Origin of the sequence: Flavobacterium polysaccharolyticum (genome assembly GCF_038739875.1) — a bacterium.
GTDB lineage: Bacteria > Bacteroidota > Bacteroidia > Flavobacteriales > Flavobacteriaceae > Flavobacterium > Flavobacterium polysaccharolyticum.
Genome location: NZ_JBCGDP010000002.1, coordinates 13,236 through 32,491, shown reverse-complemented (window position 1 = coordinate 32,491; position 19,256 = coordinate 13,236). Strand labels below are relative to the sequence as shown.

Below are 19,256 nucleotides of genomic sequence, written 5' to 3'. Positions count from 1 at the left end.
TTACATGCCCTTATTTGCCTTATATGGTTCAAACACATTGGCGCTCAACCCAAAATTTTACTGACTTATATGTTTTAACCTTTGCGTCCCTTGCGTAGTTCTTTGCGCTCTTTGCGGTTAAATCTTTTCATCATAATGAAACACGAACAACACACGAAGCTGCACAAAGGAATGCTATTGAACTTTGCGTCTTTGCGTCCTTGCGGTTATATTTTTCACGCTGATTCCACAGATTGCATAGATTTTAAAACAGTTAATGATTTAAAACTTTGCGTCCCTTACTTAATTCTTTGTGCTCTTTGCGTTTAAATTTTTTTTAAGAAAAATGTAAATATCACTAAATCTGGGTATTGTCGGTTCAGATATAGCTTTTTATTTTTATTACTGCAAATACTATTAATTTTTGTTAATAGTATGTAATGTCTAATTTTAATTGAAAAGGTCTTGAAAATAAAGAATATCCTGCTCTTACTTTTAATTTTTAGTTTTGGTTGCGCTTCCGTTTTTGGCCAACAAGGAAAAGTTGATCCTACCTTTAATACCTATGATGATGGTCTTTTAGGTGATGGTTTTGACAATACAGTTAGAACATTGTCTGTACAAGGTGATGGTAAATTGATTGTAGGTGGTGATTTTCTAAATTTCAATGGTGTGGCGACGCCTTATTTATGTCGATTGTTGCCCGATGGATCCAAGGATTTATCTTTTATTCTAGGAACAGGTTTTAATAATAAAGTTTATACCTGCTTACTTCAGCCTGATGGTAAGATTTTAGTTGCGGGTTCTTTTACTCAGTTTAACGGTACAGCAGTAGGACGGTTGGTTCGTTTGAATCCAGATGGAAGTCGTGATAGTTCATTTACTTCATCTCCTGGAGCAACCAATAGTATTATTTATGATATGGCATTACAATCCGATGGGAGTATTTTTTTGGCGGGAAGTTTTACGAATTTTAACGGAACAGCCGCCAATAGAATAGTGAAAATTTTACCAAACGGAGCTGTTGATACTAGCTTTGTTATTGGTTCCGGTGCTTCTGGTTTAATCGAAAAAGTAGAAATTCAACTCGATGGAAAAATTATCATTGGTGGAGGTTTTAGTTCGTTTAATGGTGTTAGCGTGGGTAAAATTGCTCGATTGAATGCCAATGGTAGTTTGGATACTAGCTTTGTAACTGGTGTTGGTTTTGATAACAATGTAAGTGCTATTGGCGTTCAATCAGATGGCAAAATTATTTTGGGAGGTTCATTTACAAATTATAACGGCAATGTTGCGAATAGAATTGTAAGGATAAATACGGATGGAACTCTAGATGCTTCTTTTGCTTCTGGGACAGGATTTAACTCGGGAGCAGTTGAGGCTATTGTAATGAATGCTGGTGGAGGTCTTTTGATAGGCGGTTCTTTTTCTGGAACCTATAATGGAGTAGAAGTCAATAGAGTGCAACTTTTCCATCTCGATGGAGCAATCAATACTGCATTTGATATCGGTAATGGTCCAGCTTCTGCCACCGTTTATGCTTTAGAAAATTTTATGGATACTTCTTGGTATGTTGGTGGTTCTTTCTCTGTTTTTGATGATCAGAATCAGGGAAAGTTAGCTAAAATTGATGTACAAGGCACACTGGATATTGGGTATCTAACTTCGGGAGTGGGTCTGAATAACAGTGTTTCAAAAGTACTCCCGTTATCAGATAAAAGTGTAATCGTGGTAGGGAATTTTACACAATTTAATGGTGAAGTAGTTCCAAGAATAACCAAACTCAACGAAGCAGGTGAAAGGGATAGTACATTTAATGTCTTGAGCCAAGGAGCTAATGCTACCATTCGTAATGCGGCGGTACAATCAGATGGAAAAATTATCATTGTTGGAAATTTTACCTCATATAACGAAACAGCAGTCAATCGAATAGCTCGTTTATTGCCCAATGGAAGTATTGATGCTACGTTTAATATGGGTTTGGGTTGCAACGGACAGGTGTATGGAGTAGCGATTCAGTCGGATGGTAAAATTGTTATAGTGGGTAATTTTTCGACTTACAATGGAATTCCTGCTGTAAAAATTGCACGTTTATTACCCGATGGTACTTTAGATGCTAGTTTTATTTCAGGTTCAGGTGCCCAAGATGGACTAGTCGAAACGGTGGCTTTGCAGTCGGATGGGAAAATGATTTTGGGAGGGCATTTTACACTATTTAACGGGGTTTCATCCCCAAGACTTATTCGTTTGAATGCTGATGGTAGTGTTGATTCAAGTTTTTCGGTTGGTGCTGGATTTGATGCAATTGTTTATCATGTGACCCTGCAATCGGATGGTAAAATCGTGGTGGGCGGTTCTTTTGCTGCTTTTAATGGAAATGCAAGGCGAAGAATTGTTCGGCTACAACCTGATGGTGCTTTGGATGTGAGTTTCGTCATCGGGACAGGATTCAGTAACGGAACGGTCCGAACTATTTTGGTGCAACCTAATGGTAAATTATTAATTGGAGGTACATTTTCTAGAACGTATAATGGAGTAGGGGTGAAACGAATGCTTAGAGTGCATGCAAATGGAGCGGTTGATGGAAGTTTTTCGGTCAATTTGAATGGCACACTGTCGACTATGGCGATGACTTCCGATGAGAAAGTAGTGATTGGTGGTATTTTTAATTCTGTTTCAGGAACAACGAAACATCGAATTGCTAGATTGTTGCTGTGTGTGGATCAAACGAAACGAGTTGCAGGGGCTTGGACCAATGGTGTACCAACAGCTGGAAAGGAATTGTTTTTTGAAGAGGATTATACTATTGCCAACACAACCTACGCGTGTAATTGTGCAATTGCTTCAGGTTTTGAAGTAAAAATTAATGCGGAAACTACCTTAGCCTTGCGATATCAATATGAAGGAACTGGACTTTTGGTTGTCGAAGATGGGGCAAGTTTACATCAAATAGATGATCAGATTAGTAATTCGGGTGCCATTCAATTAAAAAGGAAGACAACTCCCATTCGGAAAATGGATTATACCTATTGGTCTAGTCCCGTTCAAAATCAGCGATTAATCGATGTGTCTCCTGCGACACTTTCGGATAAATTTTTCTCTTTTGATGGAGCAAGTGGTACTTGGAAAAACGAATCGCCGACGTCGTTAATGACTTTTGCTAAGGGCTATATCATCCGTGGGCCTCAACATTTTTCGACTACGATGCCCTCGGTGTATGAAGCTGTTTTTTCAGGAATTCCTAATAATGGGGTATATGATTTTGCAGTAGGAAGTGATCAATACAACTTGATTGGAAATCCTTATCCATCGGCTATTGATGCTGATTTGTTTATGACCGATGCCAATAATGCTAGTATTATTTATGGGGCATTGTATTTCTGGACGCACAATACACCTATCCAACAAAGTGGTTCGGATTATATTTATACTGCCGATGATTATGCAACCTATAACCGCACGGGTGGTACGGGGACGAAAAAAGGAGCTGCACTCTCTGGAGGGCAAGTCCCATCTGGCAAAATCGCATCAGGTCAATCTTTTTTTGTAGGAACGACCTCTGGAATTCCCGAAAACAGCCGTTTTCAATTTAAAAACAGTATGCGAGTTATTGATCAAAATACTCAATTTTTCAAACAGGCTAGTATCAAAAAAGCAACAGCTATTGAGAAAAACCGCATTTGGTTGAACTTGACCAATAGTGGAGGTGCTTTTAAACAATTATTAGTGGGCTATATAGAAGGCGCGACAAATTATTGGGATAACTTGTATGATGGGCCAAGTTTTGACGGGCAAGAGTTTGTGGATTTTTACAGTATCAACCAAGGGCAAAACCTGACCATTCAAGGACGTTCTTTGCCGTTTGAAAACACAGATGTAGTGCCTTTGGGCTACCGAAGTACTATCGCAGGGGTATTCGAAATTAGCATTGACAATAGAGAAGGAACTTTGGCCAATCAAGAGATTTGGTTGGAAGATAAAAAAACGAATATTCTTCACGAGTTGACCAAAGAGAAGTACATTTTTACCGCCATCAAAGGAGTAGAAAATGACCGTTTTGTGTTGAAATATACCAATGTCAACAAAAGCTTGGGTACTGATGATAATGAAGTGGTAGATAAATCGCTTATTGTAAGTGTGAAAAACAAAAAAATCACCCTTGCTTCTTCGGCAGAGGAGATAACACAAGTTCAAGTATTTGATTTGTTGGGCAGAAAAGTATATGATAAATCGAAAATCAACGCGCAAGAATGGTCAATTTCGAATTTGCCTTCGAGCGAACAAACCTTGATTGTAAAAACTACTTTAGCGAACGGCGCCATCAGTAATAAGAAGATTATTTTCTAAAGAAACAGCTTTTTAACTAAAAACCTTTTCAGAGACAAGTGCTTTGAAAGGGTTTTTCTTTTGTAGTATAATATATTAATTGGTTGATGGTTTAAACTGTGTGTGGTTGAACTTTGCGCCTTTGCGTCCTAGCGGTTAAGTTTTTTACCACAAACCAATACGAAGAACTCACGAAGCTATACATAGCGTGACTATTGACTTTGCGTTCCTTGCGTAAGGCTTTGCGAACTTTGAGGTTAAATTTTACTATAAAGGCTACGATTTTTTAATAGGTGTTAGGTGTTGATATTCAAGTATATAATAATTTTATAAAAAAAGCTATTTAATTAAAACCAAATTATATGATAAATCGTATATGATATAGAAATGTTATCCATAATTTTGCAAACTTCTAAAGTAATGGAGATCATGTTTTTAGTATGTTGATTTTTATTTTCAAAGGATTAAAAACGAATAAATAGAATTTTAAAAAAATACCACATGATTAAAAAGCTATTTTTTAATAAACTGAATGCCAAATGTTGTTATTGGTTATGGTTACTGTTTTTACCAGTTTTAGGAACTGCTCAAGCATTATCAGGTACTTATATTATTAGTGCTTCTCAACCCGCACCTTTTAATAGTATTACTAATGCCATAACTAGAATTAATACTTCAGGAGTGACAGGCCCAGTTACTTTTTTGTTAGATGATGCAACATATTCTGCTTCTGAAACATTTCCTATTGTTATCAATGCTTTTACGGGAGCAAGCGCTGTAAACACGTTAACTATAAAGCCAAATGCAGGTAAAACTGTTTTAGTGCAAGGCAATAATAATCCTAGCTCTAATCCATTAGCAAGTGTTTTTGATTTGAATGGTGCGGATTATGTTGTTTTTGATGGGAATAATGGATCGGTAAATAAAGCTTTGACGGTTTATAATAACTCAACACTTCATTATGCAGAAAAAACTGTTTTTTGGTTAAGAGGAGGAGCTTCATTTAATCAGTTTAAAAATCTAAATGTAAGGCAGAATTTCGATGCTAATAGTAATTTATCCTTAGGTCTTTTTGCAGGAGGTACTTCAATTAGCACAAGTAGTAATGGTAATAATCCCAATACGACTATTGATAATGTGAATTTTGTTGACGTAAAGCATTTACTGTATGTTAATGGTACTGATGCAACAGGAAATGCTAATTGGACGGTTAATAACAATACAAATTCCTCTACTAGTGCTGCAAATAAACCTTTTACAGGTCTGTTTTTAACTAACACATCAAATTTTACGATATCTAATAATCTTTTATCCAATTTTTCAGAGACCAACTTTTCCTATGGAAATTTTCCTTTTGCAGGAGCGATTGCGGTTACAGCAAACAATGGTAGTGTTTCAAATAATCAAATAAATGATGTGATAAGTACAATTGCTAAAACAGCTTTTGGTATTTATTTGTCTGGAAACGATATTACTGTAGCTAATAATGTTGTTTCAAATGTAGCTTCCACTGGGGGAGGAGGTACGGATACACAAAATGGCTTTGGAATCATAGTAGCGAGTGGTAATAATGCCAAGATTTACTACAATAGTGTGCGTTTGGGGGTGAATCAAACTTCAGGGGTATCCGCTCCAATTTATGTAGATAGTAATTGCAACACATTGGATATTCGAAATAATATTTTTGTAAATGCTCAAACAAGCGGAGGTACAAGAGTTGCTTTCTATTCAGAAGGACAAGATACTAGCAAGTTTCTTAATTTAGATTACAACAATTATCAATCTACTCAACACATTGGATCATGGGGAGATTATTATAACTCGACCAATTTAAAAACAACTTTGGCGAATTGGAGAACCGCTACTGCTAAAGAAACAAATGCCCAGAACATAACTCCAGATTTTGTTTCAACTACTACTTTACGATTGCAACAAACTTCGAATAATGCAACACTTCAAGGAGTCGCCATAGCTACTGTTGTTACAGATATTGATGGAGAGAATCGTAGCAGGCCTTATATGGGAGTAGATGAATTGTCTTGTACAGTAACCACCACTTCTTTTGGCACGACACAAACCATCTGTTATAATCGTGAGGTGATTAGTCCAAACGTGGGAGGGGTTACTTTTTCAGCAGTTCCTTTTAATCGTTATGTTACCCTCAATGTGATTCAAGGATTACAGTATAGAATAGCTACTTCTGCGAGTGATATCGGTTTAGTAAAAAAAATAACGCTTTACAATAATGCGTCTCCAGTTACAGGATTAGGCAGCTCTTCTGCTAGTAGTACTACTAGCAGTGCTTCTTTGGATTGGACAGCTTCGTTTACGGGTGTTTTGAGAATTGAATTTACAGCAACAAACTGTCAAACAAATGCCAATACAGATACCGTGACAGCAACTTTCATTGGTGGTAGTAATACAGTTGATAATGCAAATGCAGCGGGTACTAATTCATGGATTGGACATGTTTATGATTTTAGTAATGATTTGGATATAGTACCAATGCCTCCTAGCGATGCTAATGCTTTTGCCAATTATTTAGGAAATTTTACGCAAACCAATACGGTTTCTGGATCAACTATTTCTCTTGCTCCAAATTATGGTGGTGACAATACTTGTTACTCTTTTACAGCTGGAGGTACAACACATTCTTTCAGAACAGATACTTTCGCAGTAAGATATCGAATGAACACTACAGCTGCTGTATATCCAGCGGGTTGTTATTTTGTGAATATTACAGGTGATGATGGTGTTCGATTATATATTGATGGTACATTAGTTCTTAATTCCTGGAGACAGCAATCTCCCACTCCTTACAATAATGTCTTGGTATATTTGAATGGTTCTAGCCAACTGGTATTTGATTATTATGAAAAGAACGGTCAAAATGTTTCAACATTTACTATCAGACCAGCCTCAACATCCATTACGAGTCTTAATACAATCATTACTAGTGGTCCAATTAGTCGTTGTGTTAGCACGACAACGTTTTTAGATGGTTCAGTTGTTGCAACAAAAGGAAACAATACAATTGATCCCGTAAAGTATCAATGGCAATCTTCGACAGATAATTCTAATTGGACGAATATTTCTGGAGGAACTGCAGAAGATTACACGGTACCAGCAACTAATCCCAGCACATCAACTGTTATTTATTATAGAAGAAATGTTTTTGGATCAACCGCCAGTTCAGCTGCCTGTATTTACAGTACCGCTTCAATAGCCATTACGACCAATCCATCTGTTTCTGCCCCTACAGTTGGCACCATAACAAATGTTACTTGTTCTTCAACTACAGGTAGTGTTGTGTTGAATGGTTTGCCTTCAGGATCTTGGACAATCAATCAAAGTGGTACTAATAGTACATCTTATTCAAGTTCAGGGAGTAGTTATACCGTTACAGGATTAGCAGTTGGGGGCTATACTTTTACAGTAAGTAGAGGCGGATGTACTTCATCGCCTACACCCAATGTTCCCATCGCTGATGCTTCTAGTACTACATGGAATGGTTCTTCATGGAGTAATGGTGTACCCGATACTACTAAAAACATTATCGTTTCTTCAGTAAATCCTAGTTCACCTTTTACAGCCAATTTAACAGGTTGTTCATTAGCGATTAGTACAGGAGTTACCGCTATTGTTCCATCAGGAGTTACCTTAACCATTACGAATTCCGTAATTACTAATGGACAGTTAATTTTCGAAAACAACGCAAGCTTGGTACAAACCACCAATGCCACTAATATAGGAGCGATAGAGTACCGTCGTATTTCTTCACCTATGAAGAATTTTGATTTTACCTATTGGTCATCTCCAGTAACGGGTCAAAATATTGTTGATTTGTCTCCGAATACTTTGGCGGATAAATATTTTAGATTTAGTGGTTCAGCAAATGATTGGGTATTTTATAATGGTACAATGGTACCTGGCTTAGGTTATATCATTCGTACTCCTAAACCTGGAATTTACGGCGCGCCTTACCCAGAAACAGTAGTGATGCCTTATTCACAACCGGTAGCTTTTAAAGGCGTTCCAAACAATGGCAACTATCCTTTTGCTGTAGGTCCCAACGAATTGAACTTGATAGGTAATCCTTATCCATCAGCTATCAGAGCAGATGATTTTATCAATGCCAATAGTGCGATTATAAATGGTGCCTTGTATTTCTGGACACACAATACAGCGATTACTAATAATACATATACTGCTGATGATTATGCGAGTTATACTTTAGCAGGAGGTACAGGAACAAGTAAAGCGCCAAGTACAGGTTTGGGCGGAACTGTTCCCGATGGATTTATTGCTGCAGGTCAATCGTTTTTTGTAGAGAATTCAATAGCAGGAAGTTTTCAATTTACCAATGCGATGCGTGTAGCAGGCAATAATTCACAGTTTTTCAAACAAGCGAATACCCAAAAAACGGCAGCAGTTGAGAAAAATCGAGTTTGGTTGAACTTGACCAATAGCGGTGGAGCTTTCAAACAATTGTTAGTGGGTTACATTACAGGAGCAACCAACGATTGGGATAATTTGTATGATGGACCAACTTTTGATGGACAAGAGTTTGTGGATTTCTATAGTGTCAACCAAGGAAAAAACTTAACCATCCAAGGAAGAGCTTTGCCTTTCTTAGAAACTGATATAGTGCCTTTGGGTTACCGAAGCACTATTTCTGGGGCTTTCGATATTAGCATTGACAATAGAGACGGTGCTTTGGCAGGTCAAGAGATTTGGCTAGAAGACAAAAAGACGAACACGCTTCACGAGTTGACCAAAGGGAAATACACGTTTACCGCCATCAATGGAGTAGAGAACGATCGTTTTGTGTTGAAATACACCAACAAAACTTTAGGTACTGATGATAATGAAGTGGCAGATAAATCGTTTATTGTAAGTGTTAAAAACAAAAAAATCACCCTTACTTCTTCGGCAGAGGCGATAACACAAGTTCAAGTATTTGATTTGTTGGGCAGAAAAGTATATGATAAATCAAAAATCAATGCGCAAGAATGGTCAATTTCGAATTTGCCTTCGAGCGAACAAACTTTGATAGTAAAAACTACTTTGGCCAACGGCGCCATCACTAACAAAAAAATTATTTACTAAAGAAACAGCTTTTAACTAAAAACCCTTTCAGAGGCAAGTGCTTTGAAAGGGTTTTTCTTTTATAGATTGGTTAATCGTTTAATTGGTTAACTGTTTCAACTTTGCGTTCCTTGCGTAATTCCTTGCGAACTTTGCGGTTAAATTTGAGACACAGATTCCTCAGATTCCACGGATTTTAAAAAAGGATTTGATTGTTTAAAACTTTGTTTTACAACTGTTTAATTGTTAGTGTGCTTAGTGTCTTCTTTGTGAATCTTTGTGTTTGAATTTTTCAGCTATAGATTTCAAAACTAAACTTATATGCCCTTATTTGCCTTATATGGTTCAAAATAGACAGCTTATTCATAAAAACTTTGATGACTTAGATGTTTATTTCTTGCGGACTTAGCGGTTAAGTTTTTCACCACGAAGAAACACAAAGAACTCACTAAGCTACACAAAGGAATACGGTTGAACTTTGCGCCTTTGCGTCCTTGCGGTTAAGTTTTTCACCTCAACGAAATGCGAAGAACTCACGAAGCTACACAAAGCAAAAGTGTTACAATTGTTGTTCATGGCGGTTATATAGAATTCATCCAGAACTTATATGCCCTTATTTGCCTTATATGGTTCAAAATATACGGTTTATTCATAAAAACTTCGATGACTTAGATGTTTATTTCTTGCGAACTTAGCGGTTATTTTTTTATGAGGACGGGACAGATCACACCGATTTTCATTGAAAGGGAAGATAAATGATTAGAGTTGTGATTAAGTATTTTCTGAGATTAGCTTGCATTAATTTTGAACACTTTACAAAAATAAATAACTGTTTTTGAATAATCACGATTTATACTTTTTGCAGATTTTTTTTTCTTGTATTGCAATCATTATTAATTACTTTTGTGCACTACTTTGATACTGTAAAAAGAAGTTAATCTTTTTTATTTTTTTTACTTTGTCTTAGTTTTAAAATTTCTAAACATTTTTTTATGAAAAGAATTTTATTTTTTGCGGTTTTGTTTTTTACGGTTACGTTTGTAAATGCAGCAGATTTTATATCTGCACAAACGGGTAATTGGAATTCACCAGCAACTTGGACAATTACAAGTGGCACAGATGGTGATGGTATTCCAGATGCGGGTGACAATGTTATTATTCAGGGTGGTTTCACTGTAACAACTAATGCCATTTCTGCTTGCAACAATTTGACTATAGCTTCTAGTTCAAGTCTCGTAATTGCAGGATTTAATTTTACCGTATCAGGTACAACTTCAATTTCAGGGACATTGACCCATAGTAACGCTGCAGGAACTAAAAGATTTGATGGCTTAGTTACAATAAATTTAGGTGGTACTTGGACTAATACTATTGATGAGGCTATAAATTTTAGAGGAGGACTTACTAATAATGGTACTTTTACTTCTGGTATAGGAATTTACACTTTCACAAATAATAATCAGGCTTTAAATGGTAATATAACAATACCTAGCTTGGATACAAGTGTTACATTAACTAATAATGGTATTCTTACTGTTTCAACTGCACTTTCAGGCACGGGAACATTAACCAATGCAGGTACAGGAACATTAAATATCGGGGGTACTTCTGGAATTAATACACTTACAGCTACAGCTGCTGGTAATACCGTAAATTATAATGGGTCAGCGCAAACTGTAAGAGCTACCACTTACAGTAATTTGACACTTTCAGGGAGTGGTGCTAAAGCGGTTACGGCTAATATTACAGTAAATAATAATTTAACAGTTTCAGGCACTGCCTCATTAGCTCCCAATGCGGCTAATAGAATATCTGATGGTTCTAGATTAGTATTAAATGGCGGTAGTTATACCACTGGAGGATTTAGTGAAAGTATGAATACTTTGACTCTCAATGAAAATTCTACTATTGCATTAGGAACAGGAAATCATACTGTGAATTTTGCTGCGAGTAATGGGACAACTTGGGTGGCTGGTAGAACTTTAACCATTACGGGTTGGACGGGTGTTTTTGGCAGTTCTGGTAGAATTTTTGTTGGGACTAGTACATCAGGTTTAACAGCAACACAATTGGCACAAGTAAAATTTCAGGTAGGAGCAGATATTAGGGATGCAACACTATTAGCTACAGGAGAATTGGTGCCTTCTTTTTGTCCTTTTGTAAGTAACACTCAATCAGGATCTACCCAATCTATTTGTTATAATAACGACGTGGCGGGAACTAATATTGGTAGATTTACTTATACGGCGGTTCCTGTAGATCGATATATAGCGGTAAATGTGGTTTCGGGTATTCAATATCGTATTGCTACCACTACCACTGATAGAGGTTTTATTAAACGATTAACCTTGTTTAATGGTAGTAGTACTACTACCGCTTTGGCTACAGCAAATGCAACGGCAACTAATACCGCAGCTACTATTGATTGGACTGCTACTTTTACAGGGGTATTGTATGTAGTTTTTAATACCGCAAATTGTCAAACTAGTACACAAACGGATGATATAACGGCTTCTTACATAGGAGGAGGGAACAATGTTGATTCTCAAACTGCTGCTGGAACTAATTCATGGATTGGGCATGTGTATAATTTTTTAGACAGTATTCCTTTTGGTGCTGCTGGTACTCCTGGTCCTAGTGATAGTGATGCCTTTTCTTCTTACATAGGTTATTTTGCTCAAAACAATACAGTTTCGGGATCAACTATTTCGTTTAATAATGGTTATGGTGGGACTGAGACCTGCTTTAATGTTACTGCGGGAGGAACTACTCAAACTGTTTATACAGAAACATTTTCCGTTCGTTATCGAATGCAAACTACTTCAGCAGTTTATCCTGCGGGTTGTTATTTTGTTAATATCACAGGAGACGATGGTGTTAGACTATACATCGATGGTACATTGGTATTTAATTCATGGATTCAACAAGGAAGTACTGACTATAATAATGTTTTGGTTTATTTAAATGGAAATAGTCAATTGCTTTTTGATTTTTATGAAAAGAATGGTGGTAATGTTTCTAATTTTTCTATTTTCCCAGCAGCTACTACTATTAGTGGTTTAAATACAGTTACTCCAGTAGGACCTATCACAAGATGTACTAATACGCCTACTTTATTAACAGGAGGCATTGTAGCTACACAAGGCAATAATACAATTGCACCAGTTCAATACCAATGGCAGTCCTCAACAGATAATAGTACTTGGACGGATATATCTGGTGCTACATCTCAAGACTTTACTGTTCCAGGGACTTCACCAACTGTTGCTACCCAAATTTATTATAGAAGAAATGTGAGAGGTTCAACCGTAAATTCTTCGGCATGTGTGTATAGCTCTAATGTTGTCTCTATTATCACTGGTACAACAGGAACACCCGCAGCACCAACTTATTTGCCAAGTACAAATATTAGCTGTTCAAGTTTTACGGCGAATTGGAATTCTGTTACAGAAGCTACTTTGTACAGATTAGATGTTTCTACTGTAAGTGATTTTTCATCATTAGTTCCTGGATATAGCAATGTAAATGTTGGATTTGTTACTTCTATTAATGTTACAGGTCTTGGTCTAGGGACATATTATTACCGAGTAAGAGCGGTTGGATGTGGTGGAGCTACTAGCGCAAATGTCAATACTCCTCTAGGTTATCAAACGGTTGTTACTCTTAACCCAAGTGTTATTATAAGTGGAGCTACTACTGTTTGTCAAAATGCAGCTTCACCCAATATTACTTTTACAAACCCTAGAGCTAGTGCAATCACTGTAATTTATAGAATTAATGGTGGTGCAAATCAAATTATAAATGTAGGAGCTTCTTCATTTGCTACAGTTGCTGCACCTACAATAACCTCTGGGCCGTTTACCTACGGTTTGGTTAGTGTTGCTTATCAGTCGGCTCCAACTTGTAGTACTATTGATACAAATACAGCAACAATCATAGTAAACCCGCTTCCAGCTGCTGCTGGAAATATAATAGGAACGGGAACTGTTTGTCAAGGACAAAGTGGTGTTTCCTATTTCGTACCTGCAATTACTAATGCTACAAGTTATACGTGGAGTTATTCAGGAACAGGGTTTACACCCTCAGGTACGACATCTTCTATCACTGGAAGTTTTTCATCAAGTGCCACATCAGGAAATTTAACAGTAACGGGAGTTAATGCTTGTGGAAACGGAACGGTTTCTGCAACTTACCCTATTATTGTAAATCTGCTTCCAGCTGCTGCTGGAACTATAACTGGAACAGGAATTGTTTGTCAAGGACAAAGTGGTGTTTCTTATTCCGTACCTGCAATTGCTAATGCTACAAGTTATACGTGGAGTTACACAGGAACAGGGTTTACACCCTCAGGTACGACATCTTCTATCAATGGAAGTTTTTCATCAAGTGCCACATCAGGAAATTTAACAGTAACGGGAGTTAATGCTTGTGGAAACGGAACGGTTTCTGCAACTTACCCTATTATTGTAAATCTGCTTCCAGCTGCTGCTGGAACTATAACTGGAACAGGAATTGTTTGTCAAGGACAAAGTGGTGTTTCTTATTCCGTACCTGCAATTGCTAATGCTACAAGCTATACGTGGAGTTACACAGGAACAGGGTTTACACCCTCAGGTACGACATCTTCTATCACTGGAAGTTTTTCATCAAGTGCCACATCTGGAAATTTAACAGTAAGAGGAGTTAATTCATGTGGTAGCGGAACTGTTTCTGCAACTTACCCTATTGTTGTAAACCCTCTGCCTTCTGCCCCTACAGTTGGCACGATAACTAATGTTACTTGTTCTTCAACTACAGGTAGTGTTGTATTGAGTGGATTGCAAAACGGTTGGATTATTACACAATCAGGAACTGCGCTAGGAAGTTATACTTCATCAGGTACGAGTTATACCGTTACAGGATTAGTGGTTGGAAGTTATACTTTTAGCGTAAATAATGGAACTTGTACTTCAGCTAGCACACCCAATGTTCCCATCGCTGATGCTTCTAGTACAACATGGGATGGATCTTCTTGGAGTAATGGTTCTCCTGATGCAACTAAAAATATTATAATAGCTTCTTCGTTGGGTTCTCCTCTTGCGGCTAATTTAACGGGTTGTGCTTTAACAATTAATAATGGCGTTACTGCTACGGTTCCATCAGGATTTACATTAACGATAACGAATGCAGTCACGACCAACGGTCAGTTAATTTTTGAAAACAACGCAAGCTTGGTGCAAACCACCAATGCCACTAATATAGGAGCTATAGAATACCGTCGTATCTCTTCACCAATGAAGAATTTTGATTACACTTATTGGTCATCGCCAGTTTCAGGACCAACTGTAGAATCACCAGTTTTAGGACAAACGGCTAAACTATTATCTCCAAATACCTTGGCCGATAAATATTTTAGATTTGATGGTGATGTTGCTGTTAATGATTGGGTTTTTGATGATGGTGTAATGACACCCGGTGTTGGGTTCATTATCCGTGTACCCAAGCCAGGTACTACTTATCCAAATGGTGAAAATTGGAATACACCTACTTATTCACAACCAGTAGCTTTCAAAGGAACTCCAAACAATGGTAACTATTCCTTTAGTGCAGGTCTGGGTGAATTCAATTTGATAGGGAATCCGTATCCTTCTGCAATTGATGCTGATTTGTTTATAACCAATCCGAACAATGCTACTATGATTAATGGGGCTTTGTATTTCTGGACGCACAATACAGCAATTACCAATAACCAATATACTGCTGATGATTATGCGAGTTATACCTTAACTGGTGGTACTGGAACAGGAGTTGGAGTTGGGAATTTTGTCGATGCTAATAATAATGGAATTATGGATCCTGGAGAGGAAGTTGTTTCTAACAGACCACTTGGAAAAATTGCAGCAGGCCAATCGTTTTTTGTAGAGAATGCAGCAGCAGGAAGTTTTCAATTTACCAATGCGATGCGAGTATCAGGCAATAATTCACAGTTTTTCAAACAAGCCAATACCAAAAAAACAGCAACTGTAGAGAAAAATCGTGTTTGGTTGAACTTGACCAATAGCGGTGGGGCTTTCAAACAATTGTTAGTGGGCTACATTACAGGAGCTACCAACGATTGGGACAATTTGTATGATGGACCAAGTTTTGATGGACAAGAGTTTGTTGATTTTTACAGTACCAACCAAGGAAAAAACTTAACCATCCAAGGACGAGCTTTACCATTTGAAACTACCGACGTGGTTCCTTTGGGGTATCGAAGTACTATTGCTGGGCCATTCGATATTAGCATCGATAACAGAGATGGTGCTTTGGCGGGTCAAGAGATTTGGTTAGAGGACAAAAAGACGAATACGCTTCATGAATTGACTAAAGGTAAATATACGTTTACCGCCATCAATGGAGTAGAGAACGATCGTTTTGTGTTGAAATACACCAACAAAACTTTAGGTACTGATGATAATGAAGTGGTAGATAAATCGCTTATTGTAAGTGTTAAAAACAAAAAAATCAGCCTTACTTCTTCGGCGGAGGCGATAACACAAGTACAAATATTTGATTTGTTGGGCAGAAAAGTATACGATAAATCAAAAGTCAACGCGCAAGAATGGTCAATTTCGAATTTGTCTTCAAGCGAACAAACCTTGATAGTAAAAACTACTTTGGCCAACGGTGCTATTAGTAACAAAAAGATTATTTACTAGACAAAAAAACAGCTTTTAACTAAAAAAAACCTTTCTGAATCAATATCAGAAAGGTTTTTTAGTTAATGAAGAACTATGACTTTTATTAATCAATCGTTGATTGTTTTTAAAAGATGGGATTATTTTGAAATACTAAATTTATTCTACTTTTGGAGTGTTAAAATCAATTTTAGTCTTTCTTAATTCAAAATTTTGACCCAAGTACACTCTTCTGACCATTTCGTCTTCTACTAGTTCTTCCGGAGTTCCTGCTTTTAGAATACCTCCTTCAAACATCAAATAGGTTTTGTCGGTAATGGCTAAAGTTTCTTGTACGTTATGGTCGGTAATCAAAATACCAATATTTTTGTTTTTTAATTGTGCTACGATGCGTTGAATATCTTCTACCGCTACTGGGTCAACACCCGCAAAAGGTTCATCCAATAAGATGAATTTTGGGTCGGTAGCTAAACAACGTGCAATTTCGGTTCTTCTTCTTTCACCCCCAGATAGCAAATCACCTCTATTGGTTCGGATATGTTCCAAACTAAACTCGGCAATTAGGTTTTCCATTTTTGCAATTTGTTCTTCTTTGGTATGATTGGTCAATTGCAAAACACTCAGAATATTATCCTCGATACTCAATTTTCTAAACACAGAAGCCTCTTGTGCTAAATAGCCCACTCCTTGTTGAGCACGTTTGTACATTGGATATTCGGTAATATCCAAATCATCCAAATAAATATGACCAGAGTTGGGTTTTACCAATCCTACAATCATATAAAAAGAGGTGGTTTTACCAGCACCGTTAGGTCCTAAAAGACCAACAATTTGTCCTTGGTTTACTTCCAAAGAAATACCCTTTACAACACTACGGCCTTTATACGTTTTTATGAGGTTTTCTGCTCTTAATTTCATTGTATTTGAATTGCTAAAATCCTTAGATTTTACTGATTAATAAGTGGAAAAGGTTACGTCATAGAAAAGCTTAGTTGCTAAGCAACTAGAAACTCAGTAACTTCAAGTCTAGTGTTGCTCTTCCAAAGCTTCCCAAAATTCGTAGGCTCTTCTTAAATGAGGCACCACAATTGTTCCTCCTACCAAAGTAGCGATTCCCATAGCTTCCATCATTTCTTCACGTGTAACTCCTTCTTTATGGCTAGTTTCTAAATGATATTTGATACAGTCATCGCAACGTAACACTGCTGAAGCAACTAATCCTAATAATTCTTTTGTTTTTACATCCAATGCACCAGCAGCATAAGCATTAGTGTCTAAATTGAAAATGCGTTTTACAATTTTATTATTGTCTGCCAATAATTTTTCGTTCATTTTAGAACGGTAGTCGTTGAATTCTTGAATTAAATCAGCCATTTTGTTTCTTTTGGTTGCGTACAACAAGTTTTGAAATTAATATACTTACTTCATAAATCAGTAACATCGGAATCGCTACGATAGTTTGACTCACTACATCTGGTGGGGTGACAATAGCCGCAACGATCAAGATAATGATTACGGCATATTTCCAATATTTTCTTAAAAATTCCGGAGTTACCAAACCTAGTTTAGTCAAGAAATAAATGACTATAGGTAACTCGAAAAATAATCCACCGGCCAACACCGAAGTTTTAACCAATCCTATATAGGAATCTAAAGTAAATTGATTTTTTACAACATCAGACACCGTAAAAGTAGCCACGAAGTTCACAGACATTGGGATTATGACAAAATAGCCAAAAAGAACCCCTAAGAAGAAAAGAATAGAGGAAACTCCAATAAAAAATTTGGCTCCTTTCTTTTCTTTTTCATATAAAGCAGGACTGATAAATTTCCATATTTCAAATAATATATAAGGAAAACTTAGAATAAAGCCCGCTAACAAACACATCCATACAAACATGTTCACCTGCCCCTCCATTTGTGTATTTTGGATAATAAAAGGAAGTTCGGTTATACAAATACTGTCAACAAAGCCTAATTGATGTGATAGGTCACAAAAAAAACGATAAGTAAAAAAAGAGGGTCGGGTGGGCCCAAAAATGATACTATCAAATAAAAAATCACTAATGAAGTAGGTTATAAAGGCCATAATCAATATAGCAGTAGTACTTCTTACCAGTACCCATCTTAGTTCTTCAAGATGGTCTAAGAACGACATTTCGTTAAGGTTTTTCTTCGCCATTATACAATTCCTTCTTTTAAAATGTCATGTAAATGCAAAACCCCTTTGTAGTTTCCATTGTCAATTACAATTAACTGAGTAATAGAGAAATCTTCCATCAAGTTGAAGGCATCAATTGCCATAGCTTCGGAATGGATTTGTTTAGGGTTTTTAGTCATAATATCTTTGGCTGTTAAACCGGCAATACTGTCGCGGTCGTTGAGCATTCTTCGAATGTCTCCATCGGTAATAATACCAACTACATTTTCGTTATCCACAACAGCGGTTACTCCTAATCTTTTTTCTGAAATCTCAAAAATTGCTTTTTTTATTGAGGTATCGGAGGTTACGATTGGTTTTAATGAATGTTCAATTAAGTCTTTTACTTTTAATAAAAGTTTTTTTCCAAGTGCTCCCCCTGGATGATATTTCGCAAAATCTTCGGCTTGAAATCCTCTCATTTCCATCAAGCATACCGTAAGTGCATCACCCATTACTAATTGGGCAGTTGTGCTATTGGTAGGTGCCAGATTCATGGGACAAGATTCAGCATCAACGGTGGTGTTTAGGACAAAATGAGAGCCTTTCGCTAAAAAAGAAGTCATATTGCCTGTCATTGCTATTAAGGTGTTTCCAAAACGTTTTAACAACGGAACCAATACCTTGATTTCAGGACTGTTTCCACTTTTTGAAATACAAATAATTACATCCTCATCTTGTATCATTCCTAAATCTCCATGAATCGCTTCTGAAGCATGTAAAAATAATGAAGGGGTACCAGTAGAATTAAGAGAGGCTACAATTTTTTGTGCAATAATGGCACTCTTTCCAATTCCAGTAATTATCACACGACCTTTGGAATGATATATTTTTTGAACGGTTGATAGGAACTGATCATCTAAAAAGGTGGTCAATTTAGCAATAGACTCACTCTCAGAAAGTATTGTTTTTTTGGCCAAAGCCAATAGGTTTTCGTTGCTAATCAAAACAGAATGTTTAAATTTGTATCTATAAAAGATTTTTGTATCTTTATTGATGCAAAT

Annotated in this window: 7 protein-coding genes; 3 read left to right on the top strand and 4 right to left on the bottom strand. The window is 36.8% G+C overall.

Annotated features, from left to right (window positions below):
* Positions 1 to 444 precede the first annotated feature (444 nt).
* From WFZ86_RS01915 to WFZ86_RS01905, 3 genes are all read left to right on the top strand, one after another.
* Positions 445 to 4,326: a T9SS sorting signal type C domain-containing protein gene (locus tag WFZ86_RS01915; RefSeq protein ID WP_342690367.1), complete on the top strand. Its 3,882-nt coding sequence runs from the start codon at positions 445 to 447 to the stop codon at positions 4,324 to 4,326.
* 480 nt (positions 4,327 to 4,806) lie between these two features.
* Entirely contained in the window at positions 4,807 to 9,414 is a 4,608-nt protein-coding gene (locus tag WFZ86_RS01910; RefSeq protein ID WP_342690366.1) for a T9SS sorting signal type C domain-containing protein, read from the top strand.
* 971 nt (positions 9,415 to 10,385) lie between these two features.
* A complete protein-coding gene (locus WFZ86_RS01905) occupies positions 10,386 to 16,073 on the top strand; it encodes a T9SS sorting signal type C domain-containing protein (RefSeq protein WP_342690365.1) in 5,688 nt (1,895 codons plus the stop codon).
* A 138-nt stretch (positions 16,074 to 16,211) separates the two neighbouring features.
* On the opposite strand, the gene lptB is transcribed toward WFZ86_RS01905, so the two are convergent.
* From lptB to WFZ86_RS01885, 4 genes are all read right to left on the bottom strand, one after another.
* Entirely contained in the window at positions 16,212 to 16,970 is a 759-nt protein-coding gene (gene lptB, locus WFZ86_RS01900) for an LPS export ABC transporter ATP-binding protein (protein ID WP_159686978.1), read from the bottom strand.
* A gap of 108 nt (positions 16,971 to 17,078) precedes the next feature.
* The gene (locus WFZ86_RS01895; protein ID WP_342690364.1) at positions 17,079 to 17,426 is read right to left on the bottom strand and encodes a carboxymuconolactone decarboxylase family protein; all 348 of its coding nucleotides are present in this window, start codon (positions 17,424 to 17,426) and stop codon (positions 17,079 to 17,081) included.
* Positions 17,419 to 18,234, bottom strand: a complete 816-nt coding sequence (tatC, locus tag WFZ86_RS01890) for a twin-arginine translocase subunit TatC (RefSeq protein ID WP_342690363.1) — start codon at positions 18,232 to 18,234, stop codon at positions 17,419 to 17,421. Before tatC ends, WFZ86_RS01895 begins: the two co-directional genes overlap by 8 nt.
* A complete protein-coding gene (locus WFZ86_RS01885; protein ID WP_342690362.1) occupies positions 18,234 to 19,199 on the bottom strand; it encodes a KpsF/GutQ family sugar-phosphate isomerase in 966 nt (321 codons plus the stop codon). Before WFZ86_RS01885 ends, tatC begins: the two co-directional genes overlap by 1 nt.
* Between the last annotated feature and the right edge of the window lie 57 nt (positions 19,200 to 19,256).